At 49.6% G+C, this 15086-nt stretch carries 13 protein-coding genes and 1 other annotated feature; of the genes, 6 read left to right on the top strand and 7 right to left on the bottom strand.

What is annotated here, in order from left to right:
• Positions 1-65 precede the first annotated feature (65 nt).
• The 3 genes from ACYVUT_RS08370 to pepV all read left to right on the top strand — a co-directional run bounded on the left by ACYVUT_RS08370 (position 66) and on the right by pepV (position 4295).
• A complete protein-coding gene (locus ACYVUT_RS08370; protein ID WP_484500615.1) occupies positions 66-632 on the top strand; it encodes an NUDIX hydrolase in 567 nt (188 codons plus the stop codon).
• Positions 633-710: 78 nt separating this feature from the next.
• Positions 711-990 (top strand) — a binding site (T-box leader).
• Between the two features lie 239 nt (positions 991-1229).
• Positions 1230-2849, top strand: coding sequence for a peptide ABC transporter substrate-binding protein (locus ACYVUT_RS08375; RefSeq protein ID WP_484500616.1), 1620 nt, complete (start codon positions 1230-1232; stop codon positions 2847-2849).
• 21 nt (positions 2850-2870) lie between these two features.
• Entirely contained in the window at positions 2871-4295 is a 1425-nt protein-coding gene (pepV, locus tag ACYVUT_RS08380; protein ID WP_484501837.1) for a dipeptidase PepV, read from the top strand.
• Between the two features lie 47 nt (positions 4296-4342).
• Here pepV and ACYVUT_RS08385 read toward each other — a convergent pair whose 3' ends face one another.
• A complete protein-coding gene (locus tag ACYVUT_RS08385; RefSeq protein WP_484501838.1) occupies positions 4343-5218 on the bottom strand; it encodes a LysR family transcriptional regulator in 876 nt (291 codons plus the stop codon).
• A gap of 115 nt (positions 5219-5333) precedes the next feature.
• On the opposite strand from ACYVUT_RS08385, the gene ACYVUT_RS08390 reads away from it, so the two are divergent.
• Positions 5334-6359: a YeiH family protein gene (locus ACYVUT_RS08390; protein ID WP_484501839.1), complete on the top strand. Its 1026-nt coding sequence runs from the start codon at positions 5334-5336 to the stop codon at positions 6357-6359.
• 83 nt (positions 6360-6442) lie between these two features.
• On the opposite strand, the gene gltX is transcribed toward ACYVUT_RS08390, so the two are convergent.
• The 4 genes from gltX to ACYVUT_RS08410 all read right to left on the bottom strand — a co-directional run bounded on the left by gltX (position 6443) and on the right by ACYVUT_RS08410 (position 9994).
• Complete coding sequence (gene gltX / locus ACYVUT_RS08395; protein WP_439775460.1) at positions 6443-7945, bottom strand: glutamate--tRNA ligase; 1503 nt, start codon at positions 7943-7945, stop codon at positions 6443-6445.
• A gap of 144 nt (positions 7946-8089) precedes the next feature.
• Positions 8090-8926, bottom strand: coding sequence for an ABC transporter permease (locus ACYVUT_RS08400; RefSeq protein WP_484500621.1), 837 nt, complete (start codon positions 8924-8926; stop codon positions 8090-8092).
• Positions 8926-9624: an ABC transporter ATP-binding protein gene (locus tag ACYVUT_RS08405; RefSeq protein WP_484500622.1), complete on the bottom strand. Its 699-nt coding sequence runs from the start codon at positions 9622-9624 to the stop codon at positions 8926-8928. Before ACYVUT_RS08405 ends, ACYVUT_RS08400 begins: the two co-directional genes overlap by 1 nt.
• A 1-nt stretch (position 9625) precedes the next feature.
• Entirely contained in the window at positions 9626-9994 is a 369-nt protein-coding gene (locus tag ACYVUT_RS08410) for a GntR family transcriptional regulator (protein WP_484500624.1), read from the bottom strand.
• A gap of 374 nt (positions 9995-10368) precedes the next feature.
• On the opposite strand from ACYVUT_RS08410, the gene ACYVUT_RS08415 reads away from it, so the two are divergent.
• Together ACYVUT_RS08415 and ACYVUT_RS08420 are read left to right on the top strand one after the other, a co-directional pair.
• Positions 10369-11985, top strand: coding sequence for a peptide ABC transporter substrate-binding protein (locus ACYVUT_RS08415; RefSeq protein ID WP_484501840.1), 1617 nt, complete (start codon positions 10369-10371; stop codon positions 11983-11985).
• A 131-nt stretch (positions 11986-12116) separates the two neighbouring features.
• Positions 12117-12641 (top strand): NUDIX domain-containing protein, encoded by a 525-nt coding sequence (locus tag ACYVUT_RS08420; protein ID WP_484501841.1) that lies wholly within the window; start codon positions 12117-12119, stop codon positions 12639-12641.
• Between the two features lie 40 nt (positions 12642-12681).
• Here the strand turns inward: ACYVUT_RS08420 and ACYVUT_RS08425 are convergent, their stop codons facing one another.
• Positions 12682-13902 (bottom strand): ATP-grasp domain-containing protein, encoded by a 1221-nt coding sequence (locus ACYVUT_RS08425; protein WP_484501842.1) that lies wholly within the window; start codon positions 13900-13902, stop codon positions 12682-12684.
• A complete protein-coding gene (locus ACYVUT_RS08430) occupies positions 13899-15080 on the bottom strand; it encodes an ATP-grasp domain-containing protein (RefSeq protein ID WP_484501843.1) in 1182 nt (393 codons plus the stop codon). The genes ACYVUT_RS08425 and ACYVUT_RS08430 overlap by 4 nt, the downstream gene beginning before the upstream one ends.
• Positions 15081-15086 lie beyond the last annotated feature (6 nt).

Below are 15086 nucleotides of genomic sequence, written 5' to 3' on the forward strand. Positions count from 1 at the left end.
ATACCGGCTGGCAGTGGTAAAATCTGTGGAAACAGAGAAAAATAGAAAAAATAGAGAGAAGAAAAATGACCCTACTGACAGATTTAAAAAATTACCAGCCCTTTAACGAACAAGAAGCAGCAGACGTCAAAGAGATGATCTACCGGCTGGAGACCGGGGAAGAACTGTTCTTGCGGTCCAATTTGGCCGAGCACTTTACGGCTTCAGCCTGGGTGGTCAACCCGGCAAGAGATAAAGTCTTAATGGCCTACCACCGGATCTACGACTCCTGGGCCTGGCTGGGCGGGCACGCCGACGGCGATCATGACCTTTTGCATGTGGCTTTAAAAGAAGTCGAAGAAGAAAGTGGGGTTAAAGCAGATCCAGTCACGGACCAGATCTATTCTGTTGAGATTTTGACCGTGGACGGGCATGAGAAAAGGGGCAAGTACGTCCCGTCACACCTGCACTTAAACGTCACCTACCTCTTAGAGGCAGACGACAATTTGCCCATCCGGCCTAAAGAAGACGAAAACAAGGCTGTTGCCTGGTTTGCCTTGGACGAAGCCCTGGAAAAGTCAACCGAGCCCTGGTTTGTCGACCGGATCTACTCCAAACTGAACGCCAAGCTCAAGGACTATCCGGTGAACTAAAAACTTTTTTCAAAAAGACGCTTGACAGGCGCTTATTCCCGTTTTAAGATTACATTAATTAAAAATTAAAGCAATTTAAGAAAAGTATCGATTAGAAGAGTAACCAGGTCCGGCTTTTTCCAGAGAGCTCAAGTTGGTGCGATTGAGCAATAGCCGCCTGGCGAAACACATCTAAGAACTGGTTGGCCGAAATAAAGTAGGCCTTCCCGCTAGCGAGCGTTACCACGGCTGCCCTGGGTGTTCCTGGAAACTGGCCTTCTTTGCCCTTTCCGGCGACTAGTCAGCGGCAGTGTAAGGTCAGTTGCCGTGAGACAGCTGATGAAATGAAGTGGGACCACGACTAACAATCGTCTTCAAGGAAGCAATTCCTTGAGGGCGATTTTTTCTTTCTCTTCGTTTCTTACTCTTTCTTTTTTAATCTTTCTTTTTCTGCCAGCTTTAAAAATGATTTTGTAAAGGAGTCCGCCATGAAAGAGTCAAACATGTTCAAAAATACCCCGTCTGCCTTAAATGGCCGACATCCCCTCGCTGCTTTTTAAAAAAGAAAACGACATAGTTCTGTATCAGTAATTTTTAGAAAACACCGAGGAAAAGATCATGAAAAAATCAGCCATCATCACTTTAGCCCTGTCCGCCAGCCTGCTTTCCGCCTGCTCCAACAGCTCTGCCAGCAGCTCTAAGACCAAGCAGGTCTTAAACTGGTTCTCCGCTGGGGAAATCTCCACCATGGACCCGGCTCTTAACAATGACGTCTACGGCGGTGAGCAACTGGACGCCACCATGGAAGGCCTGGTCCGCCTGGGCAACAACTCCAAGGTCCTGCCCGGCATCGCCAAGTCCTGGAAGGAAAGCAAGGACGGCCTCACTTGGACTTTCAACCTTAGGAAAAACGCCAAGTGGTCCAACGGGGAAGCCTTGACGGCCAAGGACTTCGTCTACGCCTGGCGCCGGCAGGTCAACCCTAAGACCGCCTCAACCCAGTCCAACAAGTACTCCGGCGTCAAGAACGCTGACGCCATCGTCGCTTCCAAAAAGCCCGTCAATAGTTTAGGTATCAAGGCTGTCGGCAAGTACAAGCTGGTCGTAACTCTGGAAAGAAAGATCCCATACTTCCAATTGCTTTTGGCTGGATCTGCCTTCGCCCCGCAAAACCAAAAGTTCATTGAAAAAGCTGGCAAAAAGTATGGCACGGCCGCTAAATACACCCTGTCTGACGGCCCCTTCGTCATGAAGGGCTGGACCGGGTCCAACCTGACCTGGAAGCTGGTCAAGAACAAGTACTACTGGGACAAGAAAAATGTCAAGCTGACCAAGATCAACTTCAGCGTGCAAAAGTCCCAAAGCACCTCCTACAACCTCTACCAGGCCGGCAAACTGGACATGACCACCCTGTCCGCTTCACAAAGCAAGAGCCTGAAAAAACAAAAGGGCTGGCAGATCAAGAAAAGCAACCGGACCCAGTACCTCATGTACAACTTCAAGACTGACAAGAACTTGCGAAATGTCAACCTCCGCCGGGCTATCGCCGCTGCGATCAACAAGGAATCCCTGGCCAAGACCTTGAACCTGGCTGACATCGCTGCTACTTCTTTAACCCCAAGCGGGATCACTGACCCGGTTACCGGCAAGGAATTCAGCAAGGAAGTCGTAACCAAAGAGACCAAGGCTATCCAGTCCGGGACTAAGGCCCAGGCTAAGGCTTACTACAAGAAGGCTTTGCAAGAGCTGGGCAAAAAGCAGATCACCATCAAGCTTTTAGGTGATGACACTGACGACGCCAAGAAGACCACGGAATTCATCCAAAGTGCCCTGGAAAGCACCCTGGGCATGAAGGTCGAAGTCACCAACATGCCATTCAAGAATCGCTTTGCCAGAGAAGAAGCTGGCGACTTTGACGTCATCTTGGACGGCTGGAGCGGGGACTACGCTGACCCGAACACCTTCCTGGAAATGTTCCAAAAGACCAACGTCAACAACTACGGGTCATGGGAAAACGCGGCCTACAACAAGGCTATGGAAACTTCCAAGACCACGACTTCAACCAAGAAGCGCTGGGCTGAACTGGTCAAGGCTGAACGCATCCTCCTTACCCAGCAGGGCGTGACTCCTCTTTACTACGGCAACACCGCGACCTTGGTCAACCCAAAGGTTAAGAACATCACCCTCAAAGGCGCAGGCCTGGCTTACAACTTCAAGGGTGCCTACATCAGCAAGTAATTAACTACTAAGGAGCAAAAGATGACTTTTCCCTACCAAGAATTCGCCCGTAAAAAAATGCCAGCCCTCCTGGCTGACTTAAAAGACTTAATCGCCATCGACTCTGTCAGAAACATGGACCTGGCCACTCCCGAATATCCAGTGGGGCCCGGCCCCGTCAAGGCCCTGGAAAAATTCCTGAATATTGCTGACCGGGACGGTTTTCAAACTGAAAACATCGACAACTATGCCGGAGTCGTCACTTTTGGCCAAGGCGACCAGGAATTAGGCGTGGCCGTTCACGTCGACGTGGTGCCCCCAGACGAAGGCTGGAGCCAGGATCCCTTTACCCCTTGGGTCAAAGATGGAAGAGTCTTCGGCCGGGGAGCAAGCGACAACAAGGGGCCGGCCTTAGCTGCCTACTACGCCCTCCTGGCTTTAAAGGAAGCTGGTTTTCAGCCGAAAAAGAAGATTTCCTTTATTATCGGCACTGACGAGGAAACCGACTGGGTGGGGATGAAGTATTACCTGCAAAAGCGCCCGGCTCCTGACTGGGTCTTCTCCCCCGACTCCTCTTTTCCCATCGTAACTGGCCAGGCTGGTCTGGCTGTTTTGAAGACAGATTTCATTGCTGAGGAAAGTAAAGCAGATACTGGCTTAGTCCTTGAATCTTTCTCTGCCGGCCAGGCTACCAATATGATCCCAGCTGCCGCGACCGCCATCGTTTCTGGCGAGAAGCTTGAGAAAATTGCTGCAGCTTTCCCGGACTTTTTGGCCAAAAATGGCTTGACCGGGGAAAGCAAAGAATCAACTTGTGAAAATGGCACTGGCTTAAAGATAACCTTAGAGGGCGTCAGCGCTCACGCCTCTGTTCCTTGGGAAGGAAAAAACGGGGCCTGCCTCCTGGCCAGCTTTTTACGGAACTTTCCTTTCACCGGCCAAGCCAAAAATTTCCTGGACTTTGCCGGCGACTTTGAACTGGAGGACTACTACGGGGAAAAGATCGGGATCGCCAATACTGATCCCGAGATGGGCAAGTCCATCAACTGCCCGGCCGTCTTCCGCTACCAAAAGGGCCAGGAAGCCTACATCAAGAGCGACATCCGCTACAGCCGGGGGACCAGCCCGGAAAAAATGTGCCAGCAGCTAAACGACAAGTTCGGCGCTTTCTGCCAGACGAACTTCCAGCCTTATGAGGACTTTGAAAAGCCCCACTTTGTTGCCAGCAGCGATCCCTTCGTCAAGACCCTCCTTTCTGTTTACGAAAAGCAGACTGGCCAAGCCGGTGAGACCATCATCTCCGCCGGAGCCAACTACGGCCGCTTCTTTAAAAACGGGGTTGGCTACGGACCTGCCTTCCCAGGCAGCCTGGACACCGCCCACGCCATCGACGAATCCATCAGCCTGGCTGAACTGGAAAAAAGCCTGGCTATCTACGCTGAAGCTATTTACGAGTTAACCAAGTAAATATAGAGAAAAAAGACTTTTACCTCATTATTGGTAAAAGTCTTTTCTTATCTGCTTGCCTTCAGTTCTTCGCAGACCTGCCGGTGGCGGTCAGCGTAAAGGCTGCTCTTTTCCCAAATAAAGGTGAAGTCGTGGCGGATCTGGAAGTCCCGCAAATTTAACTTCCGCAGCTTTCCTGCCTTTAACAGATCACTGACCGCGGTCTGGTACAAGAAAGAGACCCCGCAGTTGGCCAAAAGCAGCTGGGTGATCATCTGCATGTTGCCGACTTGGACATACTGTTTGAAGTCGCTCAATTCCCGCCCCTGGGCCCCTAAGCTGTCCTCCAGGATCTTCCTGGTCCCTGAGCCTGGTTCTCTGACTAGTAGCCGCTGGTCAAAAAGGTCGGCGATCTGGTCTGGCTCCTTGGCAAAAGCCAAATCTGGCGAGCAGACGGCGATAAAGTCCTCGCTTTGGTAGCGCAGGCTGGCATAGCCCCTGGCCGGGTCGCCTTCGACCAGGGCAAAGTCCAGGTCCCCCTCGTCCAATTTCTTGGTCAAAAACTGGGTGTTGCCGTAAACGACTTCCACATTTGTCTGGGGATGGTCTTTCAAAAAGCGGCTGAGGGGCCTGGCTAAGGCGTATTCCCCAATCGTCATGGTTACCCCAAAGCGAACCGGCGGCAGGTCAGCCTGCTTGATTTCCGCTTTAAGCAGGCGTTCGTCACTCTGCATCTGCCGCATGGCCTGGCGGAGTTTTTCTCCCGCCGCGGTCAAGGTCAGCTTCTTGCCTTGGTAGCTGAAAAGCTTGACCTGGTACTCCTTCTCCAAATAGCGGATGTGCTGGGACACAGCCGGCTGGGTCACGTGCAGGCGGTCGGCCGCCCGGGTGAAGTTCATGGTCTCACAGACCGTTAAAAATGTTTTGACGCGAAAATCCAGCATCCCCTGCCTCCTTACAATAATTCTGATTTATCAACAGATAATAATCTATAATTTTATTTTCTACCATTTTACCCCTATACTAAAGCATGTTCAAAAAATATCTGGAGGCAAAAAAATGAATTGGATTAAAAAGAACCTGCCCGGCATCCTGGTCTGCCTGGCCATCGCTATCCCTGCCTGGCTCTTAGGCAAGGCCCTGCCGGTCATCGGGGGCGCCGTTTTCGCCATCTTGTTTGGCATGGTCATCACCCTCTTTTGGGAAGACAAGAAGAGCGCGGCCAGCGGGATCAAATGGACTTCCAAGTACATCCTGCAAACGGCTGTCGTCCTTTTGGGCTTTGGGATGGACCTGCAGGTAGTAGTCAAGACTGGCAGCCAGTCCCTGCCGATCATCGTCTGCACCATCTCGACCTCGCTCTTGATTGCCTGGCTTTTGCACAAGTATTTCAAAATCCCCAGCAAAATTTCAACCTTGATCGGGGTCGGTTCATCCATCTGCGGGGGCAGCGCCATCGCCGCTACCGCCCCGGTCATCGACGCTGACGACGATGAAGTGGCCCAGGCCATCTCCGTCATCTTCTTTTTCAACGTCTTGGCCGCCATCCTCTTCCCCATCTTTGGCAAGATCCTGGGCTTTGACCAAACCAGCGGGAACTCTTTCGGCATCTTTGCCGGAACGGCTATCAACGACACTTCTTCCGTCACTGCCGCGGCGGCAACTTGGGACAGCATATTCCATTTGGGCAGCCAGACTCTGGACAAGGCCGTGACCGTCAAATTGACCAGAACCCTGGCCATCATCCCCATCACCCTGACACTAGGCTATTTCAGCGCCAAAAAGGAGCAAAGGGGCAACAGCTTTAGCTTGAAGCGGGCCTTCCCCGCCTTCATCCTCTACTTTGTCCTGGCTTCTTTAATAACGACTTTTGCCCTGGCCAATGGGGTCAGCGCCAATGTCTTTTCGCCACTAAAGGAACTGAGCAAGTTCATGATCGTCATGGCCATGGCCGCGATCGGCCTTAACTCCAACATCGTCAAGCTGGTCAAATCCGGGGCCAAGCCCCTCTTGCTCGGCGCTTCCTGCTGGGCCGGAATCACTGCCGTCAGCCTGCTTTTGCAGCGGGTCTTAGGCCTGTGGTAAAAAACAAAAACAAACAATTTAATCGATTGCATGAAAAAAGGCTTTTACCAAAACGGTAAAAGTCTTTTCGTTTATATGCTGTTTTATTCGATACCAGCTTCGCTAAGCTGCTTCAAGGTCAGGTCCAGGTGCTTCATAACCGTTTCCTTGCCCATCAGTTCCATGGCTTCGCCGATGCCAGGGCCGACCATTGACCGGGTAGTGGCAATCCGGATTGGCATGAAGAGCTTGCGGCCTTTGATGCCGGTTTCCTTCCGGGTGGACATGATGGCGCCCATGATCTTCTTAGCCGTGAAGTTGTCCAGCTTGTCTAATTGCTTCTTGAATTCTTCAATAGCTGGACGAGCTTCGTCCTTCTTGATTTCTTCGACTTCTTCGTCGGTCAGGTATTCGGCTTCAGTGAAGAAGATCTTGCTCAAGTCGACGATTTGCTTGGTGTAGGACATTTGGTTGGCGTACATGTTGACCAATTGTCTTACCCATTCCATCTTGCCTGGAGCCGGGTTGGCTTCAACCAGGCCTGCTTCTTGCAGGTTGTGCAAGGACAGGTCCAAAAGTTCGTCTCTGTCAGCAGTCTTCATGTACTGGTTGTTGACCCAGTCCAGCTTCTTTTGGTCAAAGGCAGCTGGTGACTTGGACAGACGAGCTGGGTCAAACTGCTTGATGAATTCGCGCTTGGAGAAGATTTCGCTTTCGCCAACCGGTGACCAGCCCAGCAAAGTGATGAAGTTGAACATGGCTTCTGGCAGGAAACCAAGTTCTCTGTATTGTTCGATGAACTGCAGGACTGATTCGTCACGCTTGGACAGCTTCTTGCCAGTAGCGGAGTTGATGATCAAAGTCATGTGGCCGAAGACCGGGGCTTCCCAGCCCAAGGCTTCGTAAACGCAAAGCTGCTTTGGCGTGTTGGAGATGTGGTCATCGCCCCGGAGAACGTGGCTGATTTCCATCAAGTGGTCGTCGATAACGACGGCAAAGTTGTAAGTTGGCATCCCGTCGCGCTTTTGGATGACGAAGTCACCGCCGATAGTGTCAGATTCAAAGCTGAGGTGGCCCTTAACGATGTCGTCCCATTCGTAAGTCACGCCTTCTGGAATGTGAATGCGGACAACTGGCTTAAGGCCCTTGGCCCGGGCTTCGTCTTGGGATTGCTTGATTTCGTCAGCAGTCATGCCTTCGTATTCGTAGACATAGTGAGGAGCAATCCCCATGGCCCGCTGTTCTTCACGCTGGGCTTCCAGTTCTTCTTCAGTTTCAAAGGAGTAGTAAGCCTTGCCTTCTTCAAGCAGCTGGTCGATGTACTTTTGGTAGATGTCCTTTCTCTCGGACTGCTTGTAAGGGCCGTAGTCGCCGCCGACGTCCGGACCTTCATCCCAGTCGATCCCCAGCCAGTGCAGGTTCTCGATTTGAGATTCAGCCCCGCCTTCAACGTTTCTGGCGGTGTCAGTGTCTTCGATTCTCAGAACCAAAGTCCCCTTGTTGTGACGTGCAAACAGATAGTTAAACAGAGCAGTACGCGCGTTACCAATGTGCAAGTGGCCAGTTGGTGACGGAGCGTATCTCACGCGGATTTTCTTATTAGCCAAAATTATGCCTCTTTCTTACTATTCTTCAACTTATTAAGTTTACTAGCAATAAGGAAAAAATTCAATCTTTACCGGCAAATACAGCCCTAACGGCAAGCAAAAATGCCCGCCAAAGGCAGGCATTTGTCAATTAATCTAATTTGCTTATTTCTTGGCTTCTACGCCCTTCTTGAAGACGAAGTATTCCGCTGCCCACAAGATGGCCACGTAGACTACTTCTGCCAGCAGGTAGAGCCAGCTGACCACCGGCAGGCTCAAGTCCGTGTGGGAAGTGTGGAAACCAGTATTGTCGATGACAAAGCTGAAGTCAAAGCCAGAATTGGAGATCATGTTGATGATCGCGCTCAAGATGCTGGTGCTGCCCCAGGAAAGAAGAGCAAGCAGAACCAGCAGGATGACCGCCTTGGCAAACTTGCTCCATCTGCCCTTCAAAGGCAGGAAGTCGCCCAAAACGCTAGCTGATTCAGTAATAAAGAGCCAGAAGCAGATGCCGCCGACATAGCTGACCAAAGTGAAGAGGATCAAGTAAAGGCTCCAGTTGATGATACTGGAAACGTATGGCTGGAAAGTCGCCGCTTCTTGAGCGTCAATCTGCATCTTCCCGCCGAAAAGGAAAGGCAGCAAGGTTAAGGCAAGGATTAAGATGTTTCCCAAGCCAAAGATGATCAGATCTGCCAGTCCCGTCAGCAAGTTGGCCGTCAAGAAGTTGCCGGTCGTTACCGGTACTTGCCGCCAGGTCTGAGACCGGTTGACCTTATAGGCAGCCATAATAATGTCGATTGAGTACCAGGCACACATGAAAAAAATCGCGGTTGCGGAAATTCCGACGCTGATACCATTTGAATCACTGCCGAAACCATATCTGATCCCGAAATACAAGTTGATCAAGAGGATAAAAACTGCTTCGATGCCCAAGGCGATCCAGGTGGTCCGGCTCTTTTCCTTGAACATGGCCGCGAAAATCTGCTTAAACCCAATCATTACTCTTCCCCCTCGTAAAATCCTTCATACCATTCTTCGATGCTTTCGTGCTCAGCCCGGATTTCATCAGCGCTGCGCTGCTCTAAGACTGAATGCTTCTTGATCAAGACGACCTCGTCGATCACCGGAGCGATTTCGTCCAAGACATGGTCGCTGATGACCAGGGTCGCGTCTTCCGGCTTCCAGAGCAGCATGGACTTGATGATCTTCTTCCGGCTCATGGCGTCAACCCCATTGAAAGGCTCATCTAAGAGATAGAGCTTGGCCTTGCGGGAGAAGACCAGGGCGATGATCAGCTTCTCCTTCATCCCCTTGGACAGGTTGCCCAGTCTTTCTTCTTCATTCAAGTTCATGAATTCCAAGATATCGGCAAACTGCTTAGCGTCAAAGTCCGGGTAGACCGTCCGGTAGAAGCTGGCCACTTCCTTGATCTTGCGGAAGTCGCGAAAAGCTGACAGGCTGTCGTTCATGGCGATATACTGCTTGCGGCGGTCTTCATCACCTTCGCCGCAAACCTCCACGCTGCCCTTGTATTGCTTGGCCAGGCCTGCGATCACCCGCATCAAGCTGGTCTTGCCGGCCCCGTTGGCCCCGACTAAGGCCACGATCTGTCCGGCCTCCAAAGTCAAGTTGACTCTCTCCAAAATCGTCTTTGAACCCTTGTGGTAGCTTAAATCCTTAATCTCCAAAGCCTTCATGCTATTCCTCCCTTGTGTCTTCTAAGTAGCTGGCCAATAGTCCAGTCAGGCTTTCCCTTTCGACTCCGAGCTTCTCCATGCGGCTGACAAAAGCAGCCAGCTCTTGCTTCAGCAGTTTGCTCTTCATTTCCTCCAGGCGGCTTTCATCAGTCGTGACGAAGTTGCCTTCACCACGCTTGCTATAGATATAGCCTTGAGCCGTCATCTCTCTCAGCGCCCGCTGAACCGTATTGGCGTTGACCGTCAATTCAAGTGCCAGGGCTCTGACTGAAGGCAGCTTGTCGCCAGCCTTGAGCTTGCCCTGGGCGATCTGCAAGTAGATGTAGTCTTCAATCTGCAAGTAGATCGGCAAGTTGTCTTTGAATTTCATTTGCACACCCCTTCGCTGTACTAGTTATCTAATACACTGTTAGTGTATAACGGATTGGCCCTTTCGTCAAGGCAGAAACAGCAAAAAAGCTAAATTTTGTCCCTTTATTGTTGACCTAGTTCTTTCCAGTAATTTTTAGTTACCTTTTTTCCTTTAAATAATCAGCAGGTTCTGCTTTTAAGTTAGACAAAGTCTGCTTTTTACCAAATGAACTAATACTTAAAGTAGTCTTTAATTTCTCAGCAGTTGCTTTAACAAGGACTTCAGTCCTGTCTCATCTTCAGCTCATAGTCGCAAGAAAGCGTTTCTTTTTGTGTATTTTCTGTTAGACTACAATTAGTGTTTGATAATGTAAACTTTTCAAGGAGGACAACATGAAAAAGACTAAGACTTTTTTGGCTGCCGCCAGCATCTTGACTGCTGCATTAGCCTTGACGGCCTGCGGCGGCAACTCTTCATCTTCTTCATCTAAAAAAGAACTGAACTGGGAAGAATCAGCTGAAATTCCTACTATGGACCTGTCCAAGGCTACTGACTCAGCCAGCTTTACCCAATTGATCAACACCATGGAAGGCCTTTACCGGGCAAAGTCTGACGGCAGCCAGGAAAAGGCCATGGCTACCAGCGAAAAGGTATCCAAAGACGGGAAGACTTACACCTTTACTCTCCGTAAGGACAACAAGTGGTCAAACGGTGACCCGGTAACCGCGCAAGACTTCGTCTACTCATGGCGCAGAACGGTTGACCCAAAGACTGCTTCTCAATACGCCTACCTGTTTGAAGGCATCAAGAACGCCATGGACATCCAAAACGGCAAGAAGAAGCCGGAAACTTTGGGGATCAAGGCCGTTGGCAAGTACAAGCTGGTTGTAACTCTGGACCGGCGGATCCCTTACTTCAACAACTTGATGGCCTTCGGGAGCTTCTTCCCGCAAAACGAAAAGGCGGTCAAGAAGTATGGTTCCAAGTACGGTACTGCCTCCAAGTACATGGTCTACAACGGGCCATACGTTATGAGCGGCTGGACTGGCTCAAACCTCTCCTGGAAGCTCAAGAAGAACCCATACTACTGGGACAAGAAGAACGTGAAGCTTGACGCGGTCAACTACAGCGTGCAAAAGACTCCGTCAACTGCCTACAACCTCTACCAGTCAAACAAGCTTGACGCTGTTTCCCTGGACGCTGAACAAAGCAAGCAGCTCAAGAGCGTTAAGGGCTACAAGCTTTACGCCCGCGGGACTACCTTCTACATCCAATTCAACCAGGCTAAGAACAAGTACCTGCAAAACGCCAACATCCGCAAGGCTCTTTCCATGGCCATCAACCGGGAAAGCCTGACCAAGGTTCTGGGCGGCAGCAACACTGTAGCTCACACCTTTACTCCAGAGAAGCTGACCACGGTCAACGGCAAGGACTACACCAGCCTGATTTCTAAGAGCGATGAAGCTTACACTTACTACAACAAGAAGGAAGCGCAAAAGTACCTTAAGCAAGGGATGAAGGAACTTGGCGTTTCCAAGCTGAGCTTCAAGCTTTTGTCAGACGACACCGATGGTGCCAAGAAGTCAACTGAAGCAATGCAGTCAAACATTCAGGAAACTCTGCCGCAAGTCTCCATCACCACGCAAAACCTGCCATTCAAGACCCGGCTGGCCAGAACAGACGCCGGCAACTTCGACATGGTCGTAACTGCCTGGGGTGCCGACTTCAACGACCCGATTTCCTTCCTGGACTTGATGACTACTACCAACGCCCAAAATGGCGGCAAGTGGTCCAACAAGGAATACGACAAGCTGATCGAAGCTTCAAAGACTACTGGCTCAGACTCTGAACGCTGGAGCGACCTGTCCAAGGCTGAAGGCGTTCTGCTTAAGGACGTTGGTATTTCACCACTTTACTCAAGCACCAGTGCCTGGATCGTCCGTCCAAACATCAAGGGCTTGGTAAACCTGCGCGACCACTGGGACTTCAAGTACGCTTCTGTTAACTAGTGTCTGTCCCTAGAAGCTAACAAACTGAATCACTGAAAATAGCAGACCGTCTGGTCTGCTATTTTTGTACTTTCGCTCTATTTCTTGCTACAATTGAACTGATTTTTAAAGAGATTGGTGGCAGGCAAAATATGTACAAAGTAGTCAAGAAAGAAACTATCAAGGCTGACCGCTTCACGGTCATTCAAGAGAAGGTGGCCAAGGATGGGCAAATAGCTCCATATTCCTACGTTACGATCGGCTTCGGGATTTCCATCATCCCTTTCGTTGATGATGACCACGTCTTGCTCTTAAAGGAATACCGGCATCCCGTTGGCAGCTGGCAATATGAATTCCCAAGCGGCGGCATTGATGAGGGAGAAGAGCCCAGTCAAGCAGCTAGAAGAGAGCTGCTGGAAGAAACGGGCTATGAGGCCAGCCAGTTGACAGAGCTGGGCTTCACCTACCCTTCTTTTGGCTCAACCAATGAGAAGATCACCCTTTTTGCCTGCCGGGCTAAAAAAGTCACCCAGCCAAAAAGAGAGATTCTGGAAGAAATCAAGATGGAGATCGTCTCCGTCGACCAGCTGGAAAATTTGATCGTCAAAGGCGAATTCGCCCACGGGGCTGGCCAGGCAGCCTGGCTCAAGTGGCGGCTGCTTAATGAGAGAAGATAAGAAAAAGCAGGGAAGGCTATAAACTAGCTTTCCCTGCTTTTTAGCTGTATACTGCTGCTTTTTTCAGCCAGGCATCCAGCTCCTTTAGTTTTTCTTCAACGGTCCTGCTGTCTTTTCCGCAAACGGAAATTGCCGCAAGGGCCTCTACGCTACTGGCCGCGCCATTATAGGTCCGGCCAAGCTTAGCATATTGATAGTAGTCATAGACTTCTGGATTGGCTGCTAGCACGGCATCTGCATCCGGCAATTTTTGCAAAATTCCCCGGCCAGGTTCAACCATCACAAAACCGCGAATTTCGGCTGGCTTATACTCCTTGTCAAGATCCACCTTATTCGGCAGGCCTAGATCCAGTTTCAACAATTCTTGAATAGGACTAAAGCCCAGCCCTTGCTCAAGCTCTTGCAGAATCCGTCCTCCCCCCAATCTTGACCCGATCTCGCACAATTTTACCTCGCGGCCGTCGCAAAAGACTTCAAGATGAAAGAGATAGCTTTCCGGCGTATCCATTCCTTTGAGCAAGTCCGTCGCGTAAGAGCGGATCAGCTTCTGTTCCGCCGCGGTCTGACTTATCTGCACGCTTCCAACTGATTTGCCGTTTTTCACTTCTAGTGTATTGGCAAAATACTTAGAGCTGATCAAGTAGGCAAAATGGCCTTGCTTTACAAAACCATCCACGTGGTACAGGGGCCAGGGGATAAATTCTTCTGCCAAATAGCCACGAAGAATTTTATCGGCGGCCAGCCTTTCTAACTCAGCATGATCATGAACTACAAAGGTATCCATCGACCCCATGCCGGCAATTGGCTTTAACACGAAGGGAAAGCCCAGCTTCTTTTCTGCCTCAATAAGATCAAACACGTTATTGACTGGCCAGTAACGGGGAACGGCTACGTGTGCTTGCTCAGCTGCCTTGACCATAGTTAATTTATTCCGGAATTCTTCCGCGCTCGTCAAGCTTTGCCCCAAGGTAACTTGGTATTTTTCTCGCAATTTTGCCGCAAAGATAATCTCTTCTTCAGAATAAGCATAAACGTAGTCGATCTGCTGGCCAAAAGTTTGACTGATCACGTAGTCAATATAATCTTCATTCCAGATCTTCAAGAAAACGAATTTGATGTTTTCTGGCAAAGTTTCTGGATAATTGTCACGATGCCGTTCCATGGCAAAAATCAGATAGTGGTTATCCTTATCCCCGCTAATAGCATCGAAATAGTTAATGTAGTTGTTGCTGATAGGGGCTAAAATTACAATCTTTTTCATCGACAAACCTCATTAAAAGCCTTGTTGATTTTAGCGCTGACTATATCTGAAGCTGCTGCATCCTTGCTGGTATACTGGGCCAAAAAGAAGGCATCCCCAATAGATTCAGCTGCTTGCGACTGCACGCCTACAGGATGGTTTTGCTCGTAAGTGAAAAGGTCTGGGATTTTTTCCTCTAAACTTTCCATCATCATCTTTCCATTGGTCAGCTGAACATAAGAGCTTGAGCAGACCCGCGGTGAAAGTGGCTGCTCCCAATCAATCTCTTCTGCACGCCCTTCTTGCATTTTCCAATATTCTTCCAGAAGATCGATGCCAAAGGACTGCTTAACCAATTTTGGAATCTTCGCTCCGCCAAAACGCTTGCCAACCTCGGTAAAGACAAAGCTCTGGTCTTTGTCAGAATAAAACCATTCAAAGTGAAAAGGAGTAATGTCCCTTTCAACGTTCAATGCTTGAAGTGCCTTCTGGCTTAAGGCAAACAACTTCTGCAGCAGATGCTGATCTTGATAGTAAAGCGAGCTGGTATGGAGGGTGAAATAACCAGTCTTTTTAAAATCGCTCAGTTTATTATTGTACTCATGGCTAAAGAAACGAGAATGTCCCTGAAAATCGGTATAGCCATCAACGGTAAACATCCGGTCATAATGAACGAAACTTTCTACCAATAAATCTTTATCGCTCAGATAACCACTTTGATTCTTTAAAGAAGATAGCGGCAGAGGCGCTTTAAAATAACTGATACCTTTGGTTGAGTCCGCGCGTCTTGGCTTGACCATTCCTTCATGAATGCTTTCAACAGCAGAATTTTCCGTCAAATCATAAAAATTTGGCTCAGCTACTTCCTGCTTTAAAACCGACCGCATATAGTACTTATCCTTGAACAAGACATCGCTCACGCCTGTTTTTCCAGGAACAAAGATTGCCTTTAGCACTCCCACCCAGTCCATGATTTCTTCTTGAAGGGTAAAGATATCCTCAATTTTTTCTCCTTCAGCCTGCTTTTGTTTAAAAATCGGATAGACGGTCTGAAAATCGATTCTTTTGACAGGGATAATCTGACTGATTTTCAATTCTAAATAGGCTTCTGCTTTAGTTTCTGGAACAACGAAGGAAATTCCCTGGCTAGGACGAATGCCAACCACTTTGGGATTGTAGGCCCAAATAAAGTATTTCATTGCTGG

Source organism: Lactobacillus sp. WILCCON 0059, from assembly GCF_057197985.1.